The sequence below is a fragment of the Dactylosporangium sp. NPDC000521 genome, from assembly GCF_042898305.1.
Taxonomy (GTDB): domain Bacteria; phylum Actinomycetota; class Actinomycetes; order Mycobacteriales; family Micromonosporaceae; genus Dactylosporangium.
The window spans coordinates 710953-732092 of sequence record NZ_JBIAYW010000004.1 but is presented as its reverse complement, the minus strand read 5'-3'; the positions used below and the strand labels follow the sequence as shown (position 1 = coordinate 732092).

The window sequence follows — 21140 nt, the reverse complement described above, 5'->3', positions numbered from 1 at the left end:
TGTGATGCTGATTCGCGGCTCCTCCGCTGCGCTCCGGACCGCTCATCGGGCGTCCAGTTCGGCGGCGAGCGCGGCGAGCTCCTCTTCGCTGCGCCCCTCGACTGCTTCCAGGGCCTCGGCGAGGGCGTCGCGCTGCGAGCTCTGCGTGGCGCCGGCGGCGTCGACGAGGGCCGACAGGCCGGACACGGTCGGGTTGGCGAAGAACTCCGCGATCGGCACCGCCACCCCGAACACCGAGGTGACCCGCGACGACAGCTGGATCGCCTGGAGGCTGGTGCCGCCGGCGGCGAAGAAGTTCACGTCGTTGCCGATGCGGGCGCCCAGCAGCGGGGCGAAGACCTCCTCGCGCATGGTGCGCTCGGTGGGCGTGCTGTTCTCCTCGTCGGCCTCGGTGAGCTCCTCGACCGCGGCGAACTCCACCGCGGGCAGCCGGCGCCGGTCGATCTTGCCGCTCGGGGTGAGCGGCACCGCTTCCAGCGGCACCAGCACGGAGGGCACCATCGCCGACGGCAGCCGGCCGGCCACGGCGGAGCGGACGGTGTCCAGCTGCAGCTCCCCGGCGCGCTCCGGCACCACGTACGCCATGAGCAGCGCACCGGTGCGGGGATCGTTGGCGACCTCGGCGACCGCCTGGGCGACGCCGTCGACGGCCTGCAGCGCGGCCTCGACCTCGCCGAGCTCGATCCGCACGCCGCGGACCTTCACCTGGCGGTCGGCGCGGCCGACGAACTCCAGCTCGCCCTCGTCGTTCCACACGGCGAGGTCGCCGGTGAGGTAGCGGCGGGAGCCGGGCGGGCCGTCGGGGTCGGGGCGGAACCGGTCGGCGGTCAGGTCGGGCCGGCCGAGGTAGCCGCGGGCGACGCCGAGGCCGGCGATCGCGAGCTCACCGATCGCACCGGCGGGCAGGACGCCGGCACCGGCGCCGTCGACGACGTAGGCGCGGTGGTTGGCCATCGCCCGGCCGATCGGCGGCGACGACGTCCACTCGCCCTCGCACCGCTTGGCGACGACGGTCACGGTGGTCTCGGTCGGGCCGTAGCCGTTCCAGAACCCGCGGCCGCGGGCCCACCGGGTGGTCAGCTCGCCGGTGAACGCCTCGCCGCCGACGAACGCGACCCGCAGGTCCGGGTAGTTCTCGGGGGCGAGCAGCTCCATGATGGCCGGCGGGAGGTCGACGACGGTGATCCGCTGCTCGCGCAGCACCCGGTCGAGCTCGTCGACGTCGCGGCGCTGGTCCTCGTCCATGACGTACAGCTCGGCGCCGTTGAGCAGCGAGCCGAAGATCTCGAACACGGACACGTCGAAGCCGGGCGAGGCGAAGTGCAGCACCCGGTCGGCGGGGGTGAGGTCGAACATGTCCCGCACGGTGCGCACGAAGTTCGCGGCGTTGCGGTGCTCGACGATGACGCCCTTGGGGCGCCCGGTGGAGCCCGAGGTGTAGATGACGTACGCGGCGGAGGCGGGCGGCACGACGGCCGGCGCGCAGCGGTGGCACGCCTCCTCGTCCTCCGGCAGGCTCGCCGGGTCGGTGCCGACGACGATCCGCAGCGGCTCCGGGACGCGGCCGGCGGTGCCGGCGGAGACGACGACGGTGTCCGCCCCGGTGTCCTCCAGGATCATGGCAAGCCGCTCGTCGGGCTGGCCGGTGTCGATCGGGACGTAGGCGGCGCCGGCGCGCATGATGCCGAGGACCGCGGCGATCAGCGCCGGGCCGCGCTCCATGACGACGGGCACCAGGGCGCCGAGGCCGACGCCGGCGGCGACGAGCTGGTCGGCGATCCGGCACGACCAGCTGTCGAGGGTGCGGTACGGGACGCTGCCGTCCTTCCACCGCAGCGCGGTGTGCGCGGGGTCGCCCGCGACGACGTCGGCGAAGAGCTCGTGCAGCGTCGTGTCGGCGGGCTCGCCGATCGGGGCGTTCCAGCGGTCCAGGACGTCCGCGCGCTCCTCGGCGGTGCCGAGCCGGGCGTCGCCGAGGGGGCGGTCCGGCTCGGCGCACAGGTCGCCGAGCGTCTGCAGGAAGCGGTCCAGGAGCCGGGTCGCGGTGGCGCGGCTGTACAGGGAGGTGGCGAAGCGCACCGCCGCGGTGGGGTGCTCGCCGCCGCCGACCTCCAGGGCCAGCTCGAACGTGCCGGCGCCGGCGTCGACCTGCTCGCAGCCGATCCGCACGCCGTCGGCCTCGACGGGAGCGGGCGGCTCACCGGTGTCGGCGAAGCCGATCTGCACGAGCGGCAGGCGGCCCGCGTCCGGCTCGACGCCGAGCGCGTCGAGGATCAGCTTGAAGGGCAGCGTCGCGTGCCCGGCGCCGGCCTCGCGGGCGGCGCGGACCTCGGCGACGACGGCGGCGAAGGTGTCGGCCTCGTCGAGCTCGACCCGAAGCGGCACGAGGTTGCCGACGTCGCCGACGAGCAGGTCGGGGTCGAACGGGCCGGGGACGTCGGTGGGCACGCCGATGGTGAGGTCGGTGCGGGCGGTGTGCCGGGCGATCGTGACGAGGAACGCGGCGAGCAGCGCGTCACGGTCGGCCCCGGCGAGCGATGCGGGGATCGGCGCCCGGACCACGTCACTGCTCAGGTCCAGCAGGCGCGGGCGGGGACGGTCGGTGGGCAGCTCGGTGCCCTCCCAGCCGGCGAGCGCGCCGCGCCAGTGGTCGCTCGCGTCGCGGACGCCGTCCTGCCGGCACCATTCGCGCTGCCAGCTCGCGTAGGCGCCGAAGTCGGCCGCCGGCTCCTTCCACTGCGGTGCGGCGCCGGCGACCCGGGCCTCGTAGGCGACGCCGAGGTCGCGCTGCAGCACGCGGGCGGAGCGGGGGTCGAGCACGATGTAGTGGCTGGTGAGCACCAGCAGGTGCCGCTCGTCGCCGGCGCGCAGCAGCCTGAACCGGACCATCGGGCCGGAGTTGAGGTCCAGGCCGCGGCGCAGCTCGTCCTGCACGACCTCGTCGGCGCGGGCACGCAGCCGGTCGCCGGGCACGTCCTCGACGTCCAGGCGCACGTCCTGCGGTGCCTGCTGGACGTGCTGGGTGCCCTGCTTGTCGTCGTCGGGGAACGTCGAGCGAAGGACCGTGTGCCGCTGCTGCAGGTCCACCAGGGCCGCGCGCAGCGCCTCGGGGTTCAGCGGGCCTTCGATCGGGAAGGCGAAGCCGAGCCCGTACGCCCGGCTGCTGGGGGCGAACCGGTCGAACAGCCACAGCTGCTCCTGCCGGAACGACAGCGGGGCCGATCGGATCCCCGAGGAGACGCCCTCCAGGCGGGCCAGCAGTTCGTCCCGGCGGTCCCCGGGGAGCTGGCGCAGTCGACGAAGCAGTTCGCTCTGTTGAGGCATGCCACGGTCCTCCCAGTCGATTCATTACAGGCTATACAGACTTCGTTGAGTCTGCCATGTGAGTGTGTCGATTCTTCAGAGTCCGCAAACGCCGGGACCCCGGCACCGAGGGTGTGCCGGGGTCCCGTTCGTTGAGGTCAGCCGGCGCGCAGCCGATCTGCCAGGACCTCGGTGAGCGATGGTGGAGCCTCCAGGAAGCTGTAGTGCGTGCCGGGCAGGACGACCTTCTCGTAGGGCGCCCACAGCGGCCACCCGGTCATCAGGTCGTGCGGCACCTCGACGTCGGCGTCCCAGCCGATGCCCGTGATCGGGCAGTCGACGGTGCCGGCCGGGCGCCAGTACACCCGGTTCGCCTCGACATCGGCCTCCATCGTGTCGATGAACAGGTCGACGAGCTCCTCGGCCTGCGCCGCGCCGGCGCCCATCGCGCCCAGCAGCCCGGCGATCTCGGCCCGCAGCCCGTCCTCGTCCAGGCCGAGGAACCGGCCCCACGGGCCGTCCTGCGGCGCGACCTGGCTCGACATGAAGCACTGGTGCGGCGGCGGCAGGCCGCGCTCGCCGGCCTGGATGACCGTCTCGAACGCGGGCAGCGCGCCGCCGCAGTGCCCGAACACTGCCCACGGGCGCGCGGTGACGATGTCCCCGATGTCGTCGAGCATCGCCTTCGTGACGTCCTGGTAGGTGCCGAAGTGCGGCTCCCGCATCCGGTTCTCCCGGAAGGGGTGCTGGATCGGCACCACCTCGGCGTCGCCGACGGTCAGGGGCCACGCCTTGTACATCGAGGCGCCGCAGCCGGAGTATGGCATGGCGAGCAGGAGCATCTTCGCGTCCGGGGAGGGCTCCCGCAGGAACCAGCGTCGCTGTTGCGGGTCCATCACACCTTCTCCCCGATCACCACGCCGTTCGCGCCGGGCGAGTCGAAGCGGACGGTGCGCACGCGACTGCACCCCGCGTCGCGCAGCCAGCCGCTGTACTCGGCCGCCGTGTAGTTGCGGCCCCAGCAGCCGACCAGCATGTTCATGCTCATGAGGGCCGCGTCGGCGGGGCCGGTCTTGTCGTCGTCGACGAGCAGCTCGCTGATGAGCAGCGTGCCGCCGGACGGCAGCGCGTCCAGGCACGCGGCGATGATCTTCCGGTTCTGCGCCTCGTCCCAGTCGTGCAGGATCATCGACAGCAGCACCGCGTCGTGCCCGCCCGGCAGCGGGTCATTGAAGAAGTCCGCCGCCGCGGTGCCGACCCGCCGCGACATGCCGGCCGCGTCGATGCGCCGCTGGGCGAGGCCGCACACGTGCGCCAGGTCCAGCACGGTGCCGTGGAGGTGCTGGTACTGCCGGCACAGCTCCAGCAGGGTCGCCCCCGCCCCGCCGCCGACGTCCAGCAGCCGCCGCACCCCGGACAGGTCCACGGCCCGGGCGAGGTGCCGCGCGGTCAGCGTGGAGAAGGCGAAGAGCCCGTCCCAGAAGGAGTCCGGCCGGTTGCCCTCCTCGAACATGTTGCGGTCGGGGTCCGGCACCGGCTTGGTCGGCGCGTCGGTGCGCACCGCCTCGGTCGCCTTCAGCCAGCCGGGCGCGGTGTACTTGGCGACCATCTGCACGTAGTCGGCGAAGTAGTCGGGGCGGCCCGGCACCAGGTACGTGTCCGCGACGGCGCTGTTGCGGTAGCGGCCGTCGCGCTGCTCCAGCAGGCCCAGCGCGGTGCACGCGGTCAGCAGGATCTCCGCCGGGCGTGCCGCGATGCCCACGCGGTCGGCGAACTCCGCCGCGGTGGCGCCACCGTCGGCAAGGGTCTCGAACGTGCCGATCTCGATCGCCGCGGTGAGCGTCTGGGACCGCCAGAGTCCGGTCGCCAGGTCGATCAGCAGCGTCGGCGGCGGTGCGGTGGTCACGTCCGTGGTCATCTCAGCGCTCCTCCTTGCGGAACCGCACCGGCAGCCGGTCGAACATGATGTGCCGGCCGTTCTCGAAGTGCAGGTCGCTCGGGCCGGCGAGGTCGAAGACGGGCAGCTCGGCCAGCTCGTCCAGTACAGCCGCGAACTCCGCCCGGGCGAGATGCACACCCATGCAGTGGTGGATACCGTGGCCGAAGCTCAGGTGGTGGTGGGAGTTGCCGCGGTCGGGGTCGAACATGTCCGGGTCCGGGAACTTCTCCGGGTCGCGGTTGGCCGCGTCGAAGAGCAGCACCACGCGGGCGCCAGCCGGGATGACGGTGTCCGCGACGGTGACCTCGCGGGTCGTGACCCGGGTGAACCGGTCGGTGGGGCACCAGCGCCGCAGCGCCTCCTCGGCGACGGCCGCGCGCAGCTCCGGCTCGCGGCGCAGCCGCAGCTGCAGCGCCGGGTCCTGGCCGAGGGTGTGCACCAGGCGGGTGATCGAGTTCATCGTGTTGTCGTGCCCGGCGACGCAGAAGCTGACGATGATGGAGTACAGCTCCTCGTCCGGCAGCGGCTGCCCGTCCCGCCGCATCGCGGCCAGCTTCGCGATGTAGCCGCCGTCGGGCTCGCGCCGCACCCGCTCGATCTCCTCGGCGAGGATGTCGTGGAAGGCGGGCCAGAACTTGCTCGCGTCCCTGTCGGTGGAGATGTAGGTCCACATCGTCTTCGTCGCCGCCCGGACGCGGCTGCGGCAGGCGTCGGACAGCCCGAACGCCATCCCCAGCACCTCGATCGCGAACGGCTCGGCGAGCTCGGCCATCAGGTCGCCGTGCCCGCGCGCGGCCACCGGCGCCAGGAGCCGGTGCGCCATCTCGCGCAGCTGCGGCTCCAGATCGGCGATCGCCTCACGGGTGACCGGGGCGGCCATCCGGTCGCGGATCTCGCGCTGCTGCGGCGGGTCGAAGTCGATGGGGGAGAACATCGGCATGCCCTCGGCGCGCGGGAAGTGCACCCCGCGGGCCGAGCTGTAGGTCTGCCAGTCGGTGAGGGCCGCGCGGACGTCCGCGTAACGGGACAGGATCCACACGCCGCCGTAGGCGGGGGAGTAGGTGACCCCGCGGTCGCGGATCTCGCTGTTGACGCGCTGCGCGGTGTGCGGGGTGTATCCGGGGTCGTGATGGTCGAACGCGTTCACCAGTCTGTCGGTGTCTTGCACCGCTTCCATGGTCATGCCGGCCTCCATGTCTGTGTCGGCGCCCTATCGACGTCTCGGCGTGATCGCGGGGATGGCGGGCGTCGGCGCGGCCTCCGTTCCCGCGGCGCCGATGAGCTGGGCCAGGCCGCCGACGGTCGGGTCGGTCACCAGGTCGTTCATCTCGACGCGGGTGCCGAGGTCCTGCTCGATGCGGCCCTGCAGGCGGGCCAGCAGCAGCGAGTCGCCGCCGAGCTCCAGGAAGTGGTCGTCGGCGCCGACCCGCTCGACGTGCAGCAGCTCGGTGAAGAGCCGGGCCAGCTCGGTCTCCGTGCCGGGGGCGGGGGCGCGCCATTCGCGGACGGGGCGCCCGCGGGCCCAGTCCTCCGGAGGGAGCCGACGGCGGTCGATCTTGTTGGACGTGTTGAGCGGCAGCTCGTCCAGCTGTACAAAGGCGACCGGAACCATGAAGTCGGGCAGTCGCTCCAAAGCGTAGTTGCGCAGGTCGAGGGGGGCCACGGTCCCGCCCTCGGCGGTGAAGCACGCGACGAGCCGGCGCTGGTCGCCGTCCATCGTCGCGACGACGGCGACCTGGCGGACGCCGGGGTGCTGACCGAGGACCCATTCGACGTCTCCGAGCTCGACGCGGTGCCCGCGGATCTTCACGATGTCGTCGATGCGGCCGTGGTGCTCCAGGACGCCGTCGGGGCGGAACCGTCCCGCGTCGCCGGAGCGGTAGATCCTGCTGCCCGGTGCGCCGAACGGGTTGGGGCGGAACCGGTCCGCGGTCTGCGCCGGGTCGCCGAGGTAGCCGAGGCTCAGGCAGTCGGAGTCGATCCACACCTCGCCGATGCCTTCGTGGCCGGCATCGCCGATCGGGGTCAGGCCGTCGTCCTCCAGCAGGTGCACGGTGACGCCCTCGATCGGGCGGCCGACCGGCGACGCGGCGCGGCGGTCGGCGTCCGTCGCCGTGGACGGCGTGCACCGCAGCGGCCACGGGTGGACGGAGTTGGCGACCTGGAAGGCCTCGAGGCTGCCGTACGAGACGGCGACCTCGAACGGCAGGTCCGGCGGCCCCCACGTGTTGAGCCGGTCACCGCCGAGCGTGAGCAGCCGCAGCGGGGTCTGGCGCGGCCACGGCAGGCTCTGCAGCACCTCGCCGACCGGCGTGATCACGAAGCTCAGCGTGATCTCCTCCTGGAGGAGCCAGTCGCGCAGCGCGGGCGGCGACGCGATCACGTCGTGCTCGCCGATGACGATCTGCGCGCCCTGCCAGAGCAGGCCGCCGACCTCGTGGATCGCGATCCCGGCCCCGGCCGCGCCCAACCACGAGCCGCGGTCGGCGGCGGTGGTGCCGTTGATGGTGGCGCTGCGGGCGGCGCTGAGCGCCAGCCACGAGTGCTGCGCGAGGACGATCTTCGCCGCCCCGGTGGAGCCCGAGGTGAACATGGCGTAGGCGAGCTCGTCCCGCCGCGCCGCCGGACGGGGGTCCGGCAGGTGCTCGCGGGCCGGCACGCCGGCGTTGATGGTGACCACGGGCAGCCCGCCCGGGACCGGCGGCGTGGGGTTGCCGCCGCCCGGGCAGGGCGCCACGGGCACCCCGACCGGGACGGGCGGCACCTCGGCCGCGTCGGGACAGTGCGCGGCCGCCACCACGGCGGTGGGGCGCCCCGCCGCGATGGCCCGGTTGAAGCGCTCGACCGGCACCGAGGGGTCCAGCGGCATGCAGACGCCGCCGGCCTTCAGGCAGCCGAGCATGCCGACCACCCACTCGATCGAGCGACCCAGGTACATGGCGACCATGTCACCGCGCCGCACGCCCAGGACCGACAGCTCGCGGGCGAGCTCGTTGGCCTGCTGGTTGAGCTCGCCGTAGGTCAGCCCCCGGTCGCCGTGCCGGACGGCCGGCGAGTCCGGTGCGCTGCGGGCGAACTCCTCGATCCGGGAGACCAGGGTCGTCGTGCCTGCGCGGACGACCGGGGCTTCCTGCTGGGTGATCATGACTACGGTTCCTCCCCTGCTTCTCAGGCGGCCGGGACGACCACTCGCTCCTGCTCCGGGACGTCGTCGATCAGCTTGTGCACCCGGCCCGCGAGGACCCAGAGCACGGCGATCACGGCCAGCGCGGCGGCCAGGTAGAAGGCGGTCACGTTGGCGAACGCCACGGCGATCGCGCTGCCCAGCAGCGGACCGGCGGCGTTCGCGCCCCAGACGAACGGCAGGGCGACGCCACCGACGCGGCCCATCGCCTGCGGCGGCGTGGCCTTCTGGATCAGCGTCATCACACCGACGTTGCCGACCGGCGTGGTGAACGACGAGATGCCCTGCGAGACGATCAGGACCGTCACGGCGGTCGCCGTATTGCCGAACTGGGCGAACGGCAGCAGCAGGAACGCGAACACCAGCATCGAGTGGGTCAGCAGCAGCGTGCGGCCCATGCCGAGACGCTCGTTGATCCGGCGGGACAGGATCGCGCCGAGGATGACCGGCGTGCCGCCGATACCGAGCACGAGACCGATCTGCGCGGCGCTGAGGTGCAGGTCCTGGTAGCCGAACACGATGATCATCGCGAGGACCATGGACACGGCCGTGTTGCCGAAGGTCGCCATCAGCGTCAGGTAGCGCAGCAGCCGGTTGCCGAAGGTCATCGACACGCCGCCACGCAGGTCCTTGAGTGTCGCCTGCACGCCGCCGGGGCGGGGCTGCGGGGCCGGCTCCTTGAACCGCACGAGCATCAGCGAGAGCCCGGCGAACAGGTAGGTGACGGCGTCGGCGGTGATCGCCCGCGCCGCGCCGAGCGCGCCGACCAGCGCACCACCGGCGCTACGGCCGAAGATGAGCGCGACGGACCGGCTCAGCTGGGTCTTGGCGTTGCCGTCGACCAGGTCCTCCCGCGGCAGCAGCTGCGGCAGGTATGCCTGGTAGGCGAGCTGGAAGACCACGTCGAAGATGCCCTTGAGCACCGCCGCCACGTACAGGTGGGTGACCGTCAACCCGTCGAGGGCCCACAGCAGCGGCAGCGAGCCGAGGATGAGGAACCGGGCCAGGTTGGAGATCTGCATCATCATCCGCCGGTTCAGGCGGTCGGTGAGCACCCCCATCACCGGGGCGAGCAGCACGAACGGGATCCACTGCAGCGCGATCAGCAGACCGACGCCGAGTGCGCCCTCACCGAACACCAGCACGGCGAGGGACGGCAGCGCGATGACGCTGATCTCGCTGCCCAGCAGGCTGATCGACTCACCGCCCCAGACGAGGGCGAAGTCGCGGTTGCGCAGCACCGAGGGCCGGCGCCCTCCGTCGGGGGGCGGGTTGCCCGCGGCGGGTGGTTTCGCGGTGCCGGCCGGACCTTGCGACGTCCCCGGGGCGGCTTCCGGGCGCCCTTCGACGCGCTCCGTCGGTGCGTGTGTCCTGTTTTGCGCGTTGGTTGAGGTCATGCCCCATGACTCCTCTGCGGGAATTCGTGCGAGACGCTCGTATTCCGGTGCGCGGGTCTGCGCGGCTGTCGGCACGAGTCTTCACCCACACACCACAACTGCCGACGGCCTCACGGTAACTCGACTCTGCAGACAGCGCATCTTTCGGGGCCAGAAGCCACCCGAACCGGTCACTCCTGCGCTGATTCTCGCGCAGTGAGTTATCGTATCTCCATGAGAGACTGTGAAGACTTCATGCCCCTCGCGGTCATCCAGGAGCACTTCTGGTCCTCCGACGCGTCGGCGGCGGAGCAGGCCCCGCTGACCGAGTGCGTGGCGCTCGCCGTGCCCGGCCGCCTGGACCCGGGCGCGTTGCGCGCCGCGGTCGGCGCGCTGCTGGCGCGGCACGAGGTCCTGCGCACCGCGCTGCGGCTGCACGACGGCGAACCCACCCAGACCGTGCTCCCGGTGCCGGATCCGCTGCCCGTCACCGTGCTCGACGAGCCGGCCCCTTCCGGGAGCGACGCGCTGGTCCGGTTCGCGGCCACCGGGATCGACCCGTCGTCCGGCTGCGGGATCGCGTTCCTGCTGCTGCACGGCGGCGGCCCCGACGGCGCCGACGTGCTCGCCCTCGCCGTGCACCACATCGTCGCCGACGCCACCGCGGTGCGGCTGCTGCTGGCGGAGCTCGCCGCGGACTACACCGCCGCGCTCGCCGGCCGCCCCTCGACCGTGCCGGAGCCCGAGCTGCAGTACGGCGACTTCGTCCTCTGGGAGCGCGAGGCGCTGCTGCCGGCGACCCAGGACGCCGACACCGCGTGGTGGAGCGAGACCCTCCGCGACGCGCCCACCAGCCTCGACGTGCGCCCCGACCGGCCGCGCCGGCGGATCCGCCGCGGCGTCGGCAGCCGCGTCGAGCTCGTCCTGCCGGGCGTCGGCGGGCCCGCGCTGCGCGCCGCCGCCCGGGACCTGCACAGCTCGCCGTACGCGCTGTGCCTCGCCGGCTGGGCCGCCACGATCGCCCGCTCCACCGGCCGCGACGACCTGATCCTCGGCGTGCTCGCGGCCAACCGCGGCGCGCCGCAGCTGGAGACGCTGGTCGGGCAGCTGTCCAACACCGTCCCGCTGCGCCTGGACCTCGGCGGCGCCCCCGACCTGCCCGAGACGGTGGCCCGCTGCACGAAGCGGGTCGCGGCGGCGATCGAGCACGTGCGGCTGCCGTTCAACCGGATCGTGCGGGCCGCCGCCGCGCCGCGGCCGACCGACCGGACGCCGCTGATCCAGCACCTGTTCCTACCGCGCGTGGACGCGGTCGGCGACCTGCGCTTCGGCGGGCTGCCGGTGCGGGTCCTGGACGTCGAGCGCGGCCGGGGCCGGTTCGACACCGTCGTGGAGATCGAGTTCTCCGACGAGCAGGTCCGGCTGTGGCTGGAGTACGACGGGGACCTCTACACCCCGGAGGGCGTCCGGGCGCTCGTCGACGACTACGCCCGGGTGCTGCGGCAGTGGCTCGCGCGGCCGGAGCTGCGGGTGCCGGAGCTGGACCTGCACGCGCCGGAGCCGGCGCCGCTCGGCGGGGGCGGCGACGAGCGGGTGCGCCTGGAGCTGCCGGACGGCACGCCGGTGACGCTGACCCTCGACCGCTCCCGCGGCGAGCAGGACTGGCCGGTGGTGACCGGCGTCGACGCCGCCGTCGACGCAGCCCACGAGCTGCGGCTGGCCGACGGGCTGTCGCCGCACCAGCCCGCGGCGCTGCTGCTCGGCGGCGCGCCCACCGGGCTCACGGCCCGCCGGGACGCCGGCGGCCGCCTCGAGATCGTGGACGGCCTGCCCTCGGCGTCGGCAGCGGCCGCGCCCGCCGCCGACTCCGCGCCCGCGGGCCCGGACCGGCTGCTCGACCTGGTCGTCGAGATCTGGGCGCAGGCCCTGGAGAAGCCGGAGCTGGCGCCGGACGCGGACTTCTTCGAAAGCGGCGGGCACTCGCTGCTCGCCACCCGGCTCGTCGCCGACATCCAGGAGACGCTCGGTGTGCGGGTGCGGGTGCGCACCCTGTTCGAAAACCCCACCCCGGTGGAGCTGACCGGGGCGCTGCGCGCCGCCAACCCGGAGCTGGACGGCATGCTCGCGCTCGTCGCCGAACTGCCCTCCGCGTCCTCCTCCGCGACCTCCTCCGCGTCCTCCTCCTTGTCCTCCTCGTCCTCCTCTTTGTCCTTCGACGACCTCGCCGCCGACCCGGCCGTCGCAGCTGCGGGCGAGGAGGAGGCGCAGGACACGGTGGTGGAGGTGCCGCTGCTGTCCGGGCAGCGGCAGCTGTGGCTGGCCGAGCAGGCCGATCCGGGCTCGCTCACCCACACGATCCCCCTCGTGCTCGACCTCACCGGGCCGATGCGCCCCTCAGCGTTCGCCGAGGCGGTCAACGACGTGGTCGCCCACCAGCCCGGGCTGCGCGGCACGTTCGTCGAGGTCGGCGGCCAGCCCGTACAGCGGATCCAGCCGCACACCGGGATCGACGTGCCGGTCCACGACCTGACCGGGCTCGACGACGCCGCGCGGGAGGCCGAGCGCGGACGGCTCGAGCACGACATCGCCTACACCGGCTTCGACATCACCCGCGGGCCGCTGCTGCGGGCGCGGATCATCCGCCTGGGGGCCGAGCGGCACCAGGTGCAGCTGCTGTTCCACCACCTGGTGACCGACGAGGTGTCGATGACGCTGCTCATGCGGGATCTGGGCATCGCGTACGAGGCGCGGGCCGCCGGTCGCGAGCCGGCCCTGCCGCGCCACGAGGTCGGCTTCGCCGCCCTCGCCCGGGCCGAGCAGGAGCTCCTCGACGGCCCCGAGGGCGAGCGGCTGCGCCGGTTCTGGGCCCGCGAGCTCGCCGGCGCCCCGGCGCTGCGGCTGGAGACCGACCGTCCGCGCGGTGACAAGGCGAGGTTCCGGGGCGAGTTCCTGGAGCGGCCCGTGTCCGCCGCCGCGGCGCGCACGCTGCGCGACGTTGCCACCGCCGGGCGCACGACCCCGTTCACGGTGTTCTGCGCGGCCGTCGCCGTGCTGCTGCACCGCCTCAGCGGCCAGGACGACATCGTCATCGGCATCCCCACGGCGAACCGGACCCAGCGCGGTGCCGACCAGCTCATCGGCTGCTTCCTCAACGTGGTCCCGGTCCGGCTCGACCTGTCCGGCGACCCGCGCTTCGACGAGCTGGTGCGGCGGGTCGGTGCCGCGGTGCTGCGCGCCTACGAGCACCAGCAGGCGCCGTTCGCCGACATCGTGCAGACCGTGGGGCCCCGGCGGGTCACCGGCGTGCACCCGATCTACCAGGTCACGTGCGAACTGCAGCTGGAGTCGTGGATGCCGGCCGACCTCGCCGGGCTGGGCTGCGAGTACCGCTTCATCTCCCACGGCACGGCCCGCTACGACATGGCCTTCCACGGGCTGCTGCGCCCGGCCGGGCTGTCGGCGATGCTGGAGCTCAACACGGACCTGTGGGACCACGCGTCCGGTTACCAGCGCATCGACCAGGTGCTGGAGCTGCTGGCCGCCGTCTCCGAGACGCCAGGCGCCCCGATCGGGGAGCTCGGCGGGGTGCGCCGATGATGGCGTCACCCAATGGTGTATGTCCGTTGCAGAGAGTGAACAGGCTATGGCGACTGCGAGCCGCCGTCCTGTCGAAAGCTTTACCAGGTCAGGCGAGGGTTTGAGCCCTCGGAGCGCGTCGCCTTTGGCGAGGCTCTCAAGATTCGACCGAAGTATAGTATCGGCAGTATCCCTGTGCTACTCGACACGCACCATTCCCTCGGCTCGCCCCGAGGTGTTGCAAAGAATAAGGCGGACCACCATGGAATCCGATCAGGAGTACGTTGAAACGCACTACACGGTCAAGATCGTGGCCGAGAGCCCGAACGGCGACAAGCAGCCCGCCACCATCACCGCGCGGGTCCGGATCAACCAGAATCTCGAGGCGCAGGTCGTCGAGCTGTCGGTGATGGCACCCGAGGGGGGTGCCCTGCCGGTCAACGCGGCCCGTTCGATCGACTTCGACATGCTCGCCCGCTCGCTCAGCAGTGCCGTCGCCGCGACCGTGCTCAACGGGGGGCCGTCGCCCGAGCCGGAGGAGCGGCAGGCCCGCCGCGCCAAGCCCGAACGGCCGTACCGGCGCATGCCCGACGCCGAGCTGGTCGCCGCGGAGCTGCGCCGCACCGGCAGCGTGGGGCAGCTCGCCCGGCACTTCGACGTCCCCCGGTACACGGCCCAGGCCTGGGTGGACCGGCTGCGGCGCAACGGGCAGCTCGAGTTCTTCGACAGCTGATTGTCGACTCTGCAGACTCCGGTGGACACTGGGATACTCGAGTCATGACCGTGGACAAGCTTTCGCTTTCGCAGCGACTCGGACCCTATGTCGAGCACCTCGGCCTGCAGTTCGAGGAGGTCGGCCCCGACCAGGTGGTCGCCGCCTGGTCGGCCCGCGGCGACCTGCTGCAGCCACACGGCATCCTGCACGGCGGGGTGCACTGCGCGGTGGTCGAGTCCGTCGCGAGCGTGGCAGCGGACCGGTGGCTCGGTGACAAGGGCACGGTGGTCGGGGTCAGCAACACCACCGACTTCTTCGCGCCCGTCACCGCGGCCAACGGCCGGCTCACGTCGACGGCGGTGCCCATCCACCGGGGCGCCACGCAGCAGGTGTGGGCGGTGGAGACGGTGGACGCGGCCGGTGGGCTGGTCGCCCGGGGGCAGGTCAGGCTGCAGAATCTGCGCTGATCGGCAGGGCTTCCGGCGCGCTTCTCCCAAATGAGGGAACCCGCGCGGAACCCGGCACGCCGGTCGTCGCGGCGGTCCTACGGTGCAGGCATCGCCGCAACGACCGACGGGAGTCCGCGCATGGACTGGCGCGCAGAGGTGCTCGACCAGCTCGACCTCTACTGGGAGCACAACCTGACGCCAGCGCTGGCCGGCCTCACCGACGACGAGTACTTCTGGGAGCCGGTCAAGGACTGCTGGTCCGTGCGGACCGCGGCGGACGGCCACGCCACACTCGACGGCGGGCACGAGACGCCGGACCCACCGCCGGTGACGACGATCGCCTGGCGGATGACGCACGTCGCCTTTCATGTGCTGGGGATCCGCACCAGCGCGCACTTCGGCGACGGCTCGCTGACGATGGCGACCGCCGAGCTGCCGGTGACCGCGGCCGCGGCCGTCGCAGCGCTGGAGCGGCACTACCGTGACTGGCGCGACGCGGTGAGCAACCTGGACGAGGCGGCCCTGGAGCGCCCGATCGGCGAGGCGGAGGGCCCGTGGGCCGACCGTCCGATGGCGACGCTGATGCTGCACGTCAACCGCGAGGTCATGCACCACGGCGCGGAGGTCGCGCTGCTGCGCGACCTCTACCGCACCCACTTCGCCTGACCCGTCTCGATCCCCACCCCGGCGCGGCGGACAGCAGTCCCCGCCGCCCATCTGACGGCCGGAGCGTGGCCCGGATCTCCAGGTGCGACACAGGCCGCGCACCTGGAAACCGCCGGGCCCGCTGCGGTCCTCCACCCTCGCGAGCCGCCAGTCGCCCCGCGGCCCTCCATCCTCGTGATCGAAGGACGCTCCGGGCCGCCCGGACAGCCAGTTCCGTCCTTCGATCACGGGTGGCGAGGCGCCGAGCGGCGGGTTCGGGCGGGCGGTGCCTGGCGGTGGTGCTGGGCGGTGGTGCTGGACGGTGGTGCCGGGCGGTGGCCGGTGCCTGGAGCGTGGCCGCTGTTTGTGTGCGGCGCGGGCCCGGGCTTTGGAACGCTACGACTGCTGCGGCCCTCCATGTTCGTGATCGAAGGACGCTTCGGGTCGCCCGGACGACCAGTTCCGTCCTTCGATCACCGGTTGGCGGGCCGCCGAGCGGCGGGTGCGGGCCGGCGGTGCTGGGCGGTGGTGCTGGGTTGTGGTGCTGGGTTGTGGCCGGTGCCTGGAGCGTGGCCGCTGTTTGTGTGCGGTGCGGGGCCCGGGCTTTGGAACGCTACGACTGCTGCGGTCCTCCATGCTCGTGATCGAAGGACGCTTCGGGTCGCCCGGACGACCAGTTCCGTCCTTCGATCACGGGTGGCGGGGCGCCGAGCGGCGGGTGCGGGCCGGCGGTGCTGGGCGGTGGCCGGTGTCTGGAGCGTGGTTGGTGTTCTTTGTGCGGCGCGGGACCTCGGTCTTCGGAACGCCGGGCTCGCTGCGGTCCTCCATGCTTGTGATCGAAGGACGCTTCGGGTCGCCCGGACGGCCAGTTCCGTCCTTCGATCACGGGTGGCGGGGCGCCGAGCGGCGGGTTCGTCCAGGAGATGCCTGGCGGCGGCCGGTGCCTGGACCCCGGGCTTTGGAACGCCGGGCTCGCTGCGGTCCTCCATGCTTGTGATCGAAGGATGCTCCGGGTCGCCCGGACGGCCAGTTCCGTCCTTCGATCACGGGTGGCGGGGCGCCGAGCGGCGGGTGCGGGCGGGAGATGCCTGGCAGCGGTTCCTGGCGGGGGTGCCGGCGGCGGTGCCTGGCGGTGGCCGGTGGCTGGAGCGTGGTCGCTGTTCTGTGTGCGGCGCGGGGGCGGGCGTTGGGACGCTACGACTGCTGCGGTCCTCCATGCTTGTGATCGAAGGATGCTCCGGGTCGCCCGGACGACCAGTTCCGTCCTTCGATCACAGGTGGCGGGGCACGCGGGCAGTGGTGCCGGCCGTGGCAGTCCGGTGTGGGGCGGGGTCAGGCGATGCGGACCGTCAGGCCGCTGACGCCGTTGGCCTTGCCCACGTGTGCGGCCTCCTTCTGGAGGTCCTTCTCGGGCAGGACGACACCGTCGAACGGGGTCACCACGAGGTCCTTGCCCTCGATCTCCCAGACGGCCTCGACGCGGCCGTCGACGACGACGATGGGGGAGATCCAGCCGGCGGTGCGGCTCACCTTGCTGCGGTGCTTGGTGTCCAGCAGCGCGTCGTCCTTGGTGCCGGGGCCGAGGATGTACTGGTCGAAGTGGCCGAGCAGCTTGACGCCCGTGCAGTCGGGGGCGCCGGCGAGGTCGTCGGCGTGCTCGGTCAGGATCATCGCCTTGCGGCCCTCGACGTCGACCTCGGTGAGCTTGTCGCCCATGTCGGCGAACCACTTGCGCAGCTTCGGCTTGCTGGTGCTGTTGAGCGTCAGCCAGCGGTCGAACGTGTCGGGGCTCGCCGGACCGTACGCGCCGAGATACGCCTCGATCGCGATCGGGGCGGCCTCGTCGGGCTCGGGGATGCCCTTCCAGTCCTTGCCGAACTTCTTCGCCGGCGAGGTGAACGTGATCTTGTTGCCCTGGTTGGGGCCGTGGCAGAGGGCGCCGCGCCAGGCGAGGGGCTTGAGGACCGAGCCCCACCCGGAGCGCAGCCGCTCCTCCATGCTCGCGAAGCGCTTGTCGGCGATGAGCTTCGTGACCAGCTGGTCGCGGGTGAGCTCCGCGCCGCCCTCGAGGATCTGCGAGACCTCGTCGGTCAGCTCGTCCACCTGCTTTGGGCTGACGCCGGACGCCTTCGTCCAGGAGGGCTTGAGCCAGCTGCCGGCGGCGGCCATGAGCGACAGGAAGGCGCCCGCGTCCTGCGGGCGCAGCAGGTGCAGCGTGCCGCGCATCGCCCAGGTCTTCAGCAGCGTCAGGTCGGCGACGTCCCGGTCGACGGCGTCGCCGTCGGGTGTCGTCTGACGCAAGGCGACGGCCAGCTCGGCGGCGCTCCACACCTGCGCCTGCACACCACACAGCCTGCCGACGATCTCGCTCGCGCTGGCCTTCGTGCGCGGGTGCACGAACTGCCGCTTCATCCGCCAGGTCGCGACCTGTTTCCAGGTGACTTTCACAGTGCCCCCTTCGCAGTCGTCCTCACCCTACCCCGGGCCGAAAGACACTGCACGAAAGGCGACAAGGCTCCCACCCGCTCGTGGTGGGAGCCTTGTCGAGGAGATCTCAGCCCCGGTCGGCCCGGGCCGCTTCCAGGGTGTCGCGTTTCGCCTTCGGCCGGCTCCAGCGCCGCATGATCGGGCGTTCGACGAGCGTGTAGAGCAGCCACGCGAGCACGAGGCTCGTGACGATCGTCAGCCCCGAGTAGGTCAGCACGGTGCCCCACGTGGCGGGTGCGTCGGCGGGGTTCGCGCCCCACGTCGGGGAGTGCTTGCCGATCCAGCCGTAGACGACCACGAGCCAGTGCACCAGGTACAGGGCGAAGGAGATCTCACCCAGGAACACCATGGTGCGGCTGCCGAAGGAGCTGCCGCGGCCTTCGATGTCGCGGGTGGCGACGGCGCCGACCAGGAACGCGAGCGGCAGCGCGGAGACGGCGACGAAGCCCAGGATCGGCGGCGTGGCGCCACCGGCGGCGATGAGCCCGATCGTCGCCACGATCACGGCCACCGGCAGCGGCCAGCGCTTGAGCCAGCGCCCGTTGATGACGATCAGCGCGGTGAAGATGCCCAGCACGAACTCCAGCATCCGCACCGGCGGGAAGAACGTCATGAACCACATGTGCAGCCATGGCAGGCCGGTGCCGCGATGGGTCCCGCCGGCGGGCAGCAGCAGCGCCACGAACGGCACGGCGCAGATCGCGGCGAACGTGATCCAGAAGCCGCGCCACAGCCGCTCGGGGCGGACCTTGCGCAGCAGGTTCAGCACGAACGGGAAGGCGAGGTAGAACAGCAGCTCGCAGGCGAGCGACCAGGTCGGCGTGTTGTTCCACAGGTTGAACAGCAGCTCCTGGTCGGGGATCCAGGCGTGCACCAGGAACAGCGTGGCCAGCGTGTCGCGGGTCGACAGCGCGTGCGCGGCGGTCGCCGCCAACAGGACCGCCGCGACGAAGGTCACCAGGTGGTTCGGGTAGATCTTGAAGAACCGGCGGCGCCAGAACTGCGGCACGGTGTCGGTGTCCCGGGCGACCCACGTCAGCACGAATCCGCTGAGGATGAAGAAGAACGACACCCCGACGGAGCCGAAGCCGTAGAACACGTGGATCACGAAGACCTGGTCCTTGGCGACGAACGGCAGCAGGTTGATGCCGACGTGGCACAGCACGACGAGGAACGCGGCGATGAACCGCAGCCCCGTCAGCGAGTGCAGCTTCGAGCTCGACCGGCCGGGCGCGGGCCGGTCGCCGGCGGCCACGGACTGCGGCCCGCCACCTTCGATGGTCACGTCGCTGCTCGCCTCGGTGGCGAGTCCTGCTCTCGGCCGTATCATCGGGCACCTCCGTCTGAGTCGGTGGCGGGCGTCAGCTCGCCGGCGAGTTCGCGGACCACGGTCGCCTGGTAGAAGTTGCGCACCGGCAGGCGGCGGCCCTGTTCGGCCTCGATGAGGTCGATCACTTCCATGGCCGTCAGCGAGGTGCCGCCGAGGGCGAAGAACTCGTCGTCGGGCGTCACCCCCCTGTCGACCTTCAGCACGCGCTGGAACACGCTCTGCACGTATCGGATCCGGTCCTCGTCGTGGATCAGGGCCGTCCCGGCCATCGTCATCACCTCGTCTTCTGGTCGATGTTCTGGGTGTGGGCGAGCAGCCGGCCGGCGGCCTCGACGACCGCGCCGGTGCTGACCCCGTGCGCCTCGAGGGCGTCGCGCTGGCCGGCGACCCGCGCGCCGGGCCGGCCGCGCACGGCGACCCGGCGGATGGGCACGGCGAGCTCGGCGGACACCACCTCGGCGACCGCGTCGCCCGCGCCGCCCTGCGGCCGGTGCTCCTCGACGGTCACCACCCCCGCCCGGCCGCGGCAGCCGGCCAGGAGCCCGTCGCGGTCCAGCGGGTGCAGGGTGTGCAGCTCGAGCACCTCCGCGTCGATCCCGTCGCCGGCGAGGAGCGAAGCCGCCTCCAGCGCGAACAGCAGCGGCATCGCCCCGGTCGCCACGAGGGTCACGTCGGTGCCCTCGCGCAGCGTGCGGGCCCGGCCGAGCCGGAAGTCGGGTGCGCTGCCCGGCGGCACCGGTGTCGCCGACCGCCCGAGCCGCAGGTACGCGGGGCCGGGCAGCTCGTGCAGCTGACGGGTGGCGGCGCCGATCTGCCGGCCGTCGCCGGGGACGACGACGGCGAGGTCCGCGAGTGCCCGGGCGACCGCGAGGTCCTCCAGGGCGAAGTGGGTGGTGCCGAAGTGCGCGGCGGACAGCCCGCCGTGCGTGGCGATCACCCGCACGGGCAGCCGGTTGCCGACCACGTCGACCTTGAGGAACTCGGCGGCCCGCATGGTGGCGAACGTGGCCATCGTGTGCACGTAGGGGATGAAGCCGCGGCGGGCCAGCCCGGCGGCGACGGTCATCAGGTTCGCCTCGGCGATCCCGACGTTGATGTAGCGGTCGGGGAACCGCTCCGCGAAGGTGTTCTCCAGGCCGCCCGTGTCGGAGTCCAGGCAGATGACCCGGGGGTCCGCGGCGGCGAGTTCGATCAGCGTGTCGCGGTACGCCGTGCGGGGATCCGGGCCGAGCTCCACCTCGGCGATCGTCTGCGTCACGACGGCTCTCCCTTCGCCCGGGCGAGGGCCGCGAGGGCGCGCTGCACCAGGGCGGGCTTGAGCTTGGCGTAGTGCCCGGCGACCTTGCGCTCCAGGAACGGCACGCCACGGCCCTTCACGGTCGTGGCGATCACCATGACCGGGCCGTCCGGCGACGGCCGCAGCGCCTCGTGCAGCGCCGCCAGGTCGTGCCCGTCGACGGTGCGCACCTGCCAGCCGAACGCGGCGAACTTCGCGTCGAGCGGCTCGAGCGCGACGCAGCCCTCGGTGCCGCCGGTGATCTGCAGCCCGTTGCGGTCCACGGCCGCGACCAGGTTGGGCAGCCTGCGGTGGCCGGCCAGCAGCGCGGCCTCCCAGACGCTGCCCTCCTGCAGCTCGCCGTCGCCGAGGACGGTGTAGACGCGCCGGTCGCCGCCGCGCAGCCGCTCGGCGAGCGCGAGGCCGATCGACAGGCCGAGCCCGTGGCCGAGCGAGCCGGTGGCGAACTCGACGCCGGGCAGGTCGTGCGCGGGGTGGCCGAAGAGCCTGCTGCCGGGCTGGGCGTAGGTGTCGAGCTCGTCGGCGGGGAGCCGGCCGAGCTGCACCAGCGCGCTGTACAGCGCGGGCGCGGCGTGGCCCTTGCTGAGCACGAACGCGTCGCCGGGGCGCAGCAGCCCCGCGTGCAGCACGGCCATCAGGTCGGCGCAGGACAGGCTGCCGCCGGCGTGCGCGCCCTCCGGCCCGCCCGCCATCCGGATGACGTCCTGGCGGATCCGTTGCGCCATCGCCGCGACGGGCGCCTCCTCGAAAGCGCCGTAGTGAACAGCGCCGTCCTGTACAGCGTCGTCCCGGACGGCGGGGGAGTGCGGCGGGCCGGTCGTGGTCGGCGCGGCCATGTC

General features: G+C 72.8%; 15 protein-coding genes. 4 read left to right on the top strand and 11 right to left on the bottom strand.

Annotated features, from left to right (window positions below):
* Positions 1-42: 42 nt before the first annotated feature.
* The 6 genes from ACFY3L_RS17605 to ACFY3L_RS17580 all read right to left on the bottom strand — a co-directional run bounded on the left by ACFY3L_RS17605 (position 43) and on the right by ACFY3L_RS17580 (position 9667).
* The gene (locus ACFY3L_RS17605) at positions 43-3324 is read right to left on the bottom strand and encodes an amino acid adenylation domain-containing protein (RefSeq protein WP_389324353.1); all 3282 of its coding nucleotides are present in this window, start codon (positions 3322-3324) and stop codon (positions 43-45) included.
* 137 nt (positions 3325-3461) lie between these two features.
* Positions 3462-4199 (bottom strand): thioesterase II family protein, encoded by a 738-nt coding sequence (locus ACFY3L_RS17600; RefSeq protein WP_389324351.1) that lies wholly within the window; start codon positions 4197-4199, stop codon positions 3462-3464.
* Positions 4199-5221 (bottom strand): methyltransferase, encoded by a 1023-nt coding sequence (locus ACFY3L_RS17595; protein WP_389324348.1) that lies wholly within the window; start codon positions 5219-5221, stop codon positions 4199-4201. The genes ACFY3L_RS17600 and ACFY3L_RS17595 overlap by 1 nt, the downstream gene beginning before the upstream one ends.
* A gap of 1 nt (position 5222) precedes the next feature.
* Complete coding sequence (locus ACFY3L_RS17590; RefSeq protein WP_389324345.1) at positions 5223-6425, bottom strand: cytochrome P450; 1203 nt, start codon at positions 6423-6425, stop codon at positions 5223-5225.
* A gap of 27 nt (positions 6426-6452) precedes the next feature.
* On the bottom strand, positions 6453-8387 hold the full coding sequence (locus tag ACFY3L_RS17585; protein WP_389324342.1) for an AMP-binding protein: 1935 nt from the start codon (positions 8385-8387) through the stop codon (positions 6453-6455).
* A 23-nt stretch (positions 8388-8410) separates the two neighbouring features.
* Positions 8411-9667, bottom strand: coding sequence for an MFS transporter (locus tag ACFY3L_RS17580; RefSeq protein ID WP_389324339.1), 1257 nt, complete (start codon positions 9665-9667; stop codon positions 8411-8413).
* Positions 9668-10036: 369 nt separating this feature from the next.
* Here ACFY3L_RS17580 and ACFY3L_RS17575 point away from each other — a divergent pair, with 369 nt between their 5' ends.
* From ACFY3L_RS17575 to ACFY3L_RS17560, 4 genes are all read left to right on the top strand, one after another.
* On the top strand, positions 10037-13399 hold the full coding sequence (locus ACFY3L_RS17575; protein ID WP_389324336.1) for a condensation domain-containing protein: 3363 nt from the start codon (positions 10037-10039) through the stop codon (positions 13397-13399).
* Positions 13400-13640: 241 nt separating this feature from the next.
* Positions 13641-14111: a hypothetical protein gene (locus ACFY3L_RS17570; protein WP_389324334.1), complete on the top strand. Its 471-nt coding sequence runs from the start codon at positions 13641-13643 to the stop codon at positions 14109-14111.
* Between the two features lie 44 nt (positions 14112-14155).
* On the top strand, positions 14156-14560 hold the full coding sequence (locus ACFY3L_RS17565; protein ID WP_344509510.1) for a PaaI family thioesterase: 405 nt from the start codon (positions 14156-14158) through the stop codon (positions 14558-14560).
* 120 nt (positions 14561-14680) lie between these two features.
* Positions 14681-15208 carry a DinB family protein gene (locus tag ACFY3L_RS17560; RefSeq protein WP_389324330.1) on the top strand — a complete coding sequence of 176 codons (528 nt, stop codon included), beginning with the start codon at positions 14681-14683 and terminating at the stop codon, positions 15206-15208.
* Positions 15209-16519: 1311 nt separating this feature from the next.
* On the opposite strand, the gene ACFY3L_RS17555 is transcribed toward ACFY3L_RS17560, so the two are convergent.
* The 5 genes from ACFY3L_RS17555 to ACFY3L_RS17535 form a co-directional block, all read right to left on the bottom strand.
* Positions 16520-17635 (bottom strand): winged helix DNA-binding domain-containing protein, encoded by a 1116-nt coding sequence (locus ACFY3L_RS17555; RefSeq protein WP_389324327.1) that lies wholly within the window; start codon positions 17633-17635, stop codon positions 16520-16522.
* Between the two features lie 106 nt (positions 17636-17741).
* Positions 17742-19004, bottom strand: a complete 1263-nt coding sequence (locus tag ACFY3L_RS17550) for an acyltransferase family protein (RefSeq protein WP_389324324.1) — start codon at positions 19002-19004, stop codon at positions 17742-17744.
* On the bottom strand, positions 19001-19273 hold the full coding sequence (locus tag ACFY3L_RS17545; protein ID WP_389324321.1) for an acyl carrier protein: 273 nt from the start codon (positions 19271-19273) through the stop codon (positions 19001-19003). Before ACFY3L_RS17545 ends, ACFY3L_RS17550 begins: the two co-directional genes overlap by 4 nt.
* A 5-nt stretch (positions 19274-19278) precedes the next feature.
* Positions 19279-20262 (bottom strand): transketolase family protein, encoded by a 984-nt coding sequence (locus tag ACFY3L_RS17540; protein WP_389324318.1) that lies wholly within the window; start codon positions 20260-20262, stop codon positions 19279-19281.
* Positions 20259-21137 carry a transketolase gene (locus ACFY3L_RS17535; protein ID WP_389324315.1) on the bottom strand — a complete coding sequence of 293 codons (879 nt, stop codon included), beginning with the start codon at positions 21135-21137 and terminating at the stop codon, positions 20259-20261. Before ACFY3L_RS17535 ends, ACFY3L_RS17540 begins: the two co-directional genes overlap by 4 nt.
* Positions 21138-21140 lie beyond the last annotated feature (3 nt).

What these genes read in the sequence shown, in the direction of transcription:
- ACFY3L_RS17585 (WP_389324342.1), bottom strand. Translation starts at nt 8,387, where the DNA reads ATGATCACCCAGCAGGAAGCCCCGGTCGTCCGCGCAGGCACGACGACC.
- ACFY3L_RS17595 (WP_389324348.1), bottom strand. Translation starts at nt 5,221, where the DNA reads ATGACCACGGACGTGACCACCGCACCGCCGCCGACGCTGCTGATCGAC.
- ACFY3L_RS17535 (WP_389324315.1), bottom strand. Translation starts at nt 21,137, where the DNA reads ATGGCCGCGCCGACCACGACCGGCCCGCCGCACTCCCCCGCCGTCCGG.
- ACFY3L_RS17590 (WP_389324345.1), bottom strand. Translation starts at nt 6,425, where the DNA reads ATGACCATGGAAGCGGTGCAAGACACCGACAGACTGGTGAACGCGTTC.
- ACFY3L_RS17570 (WP_389324334.1), top strand. Translation starts at nt 13,641, where the DNA reads ATGGAATCCGATCAGGAGTACGTTGAAACGCACTACACGGTCAAGATC.
- ACFY3L_RS17565 (WP_344509510.1), top strand. Translation starts at nt 14,156, where the DNA reads ATGACCGTGGACAAGCTTTCGCTTTCGCAGCGACTCGGACCCTATGTC.
- ACFY3L_RS17560 (WP_389324330.1), top strand. Translation starts at nt 14,681, where the DNA reads ATGGACTGGCGCGCAGAGGTGCTCGACCAGCTCGACCTCTACTGGGAG.
- ACFY3L_RS17545 (WP_389324321.1), bottom strand. Translation starts at nt 19,273, where the DNA reads ATGGCCGGGACGGCCCTGATCCACGACGAGGACCGGATCCGATACGTG.
- ACFY3L_RS17605 (WP_389324353.1), bottom strand. Translation starts at nt 3,324, where the DNA reads ATGCCTCAACAGAGCGAACTGCTTCGTCGACTGCGCCAGCTCCCCGGG.
- ACFY3L_RS17600 (WP_389324351.1), bottom strand. Translation starts at nt 4,199, where the DNA reads ATGGACCCGCAACAGCGACGCTGGTTCCTGCGGGAGCCCTCCCCGGAC.
- ACFY3L_RS17575 (WP_389324336.1), top strand. Translation starts at nt 10,037, where the DNA reads ATGAGAGACTGTGAAGACTTCATGCCCCTCGCGGTCATCCAGGAGCAC.
- ACFY3L_RS17550 (WP_389324324.1), bottom strand. Translation starts at nt 19,004, where the DNA reads ATGATACGGCCGAGAGCAGGACTCGCCACCGAGGCGAGCAGCGACGTG.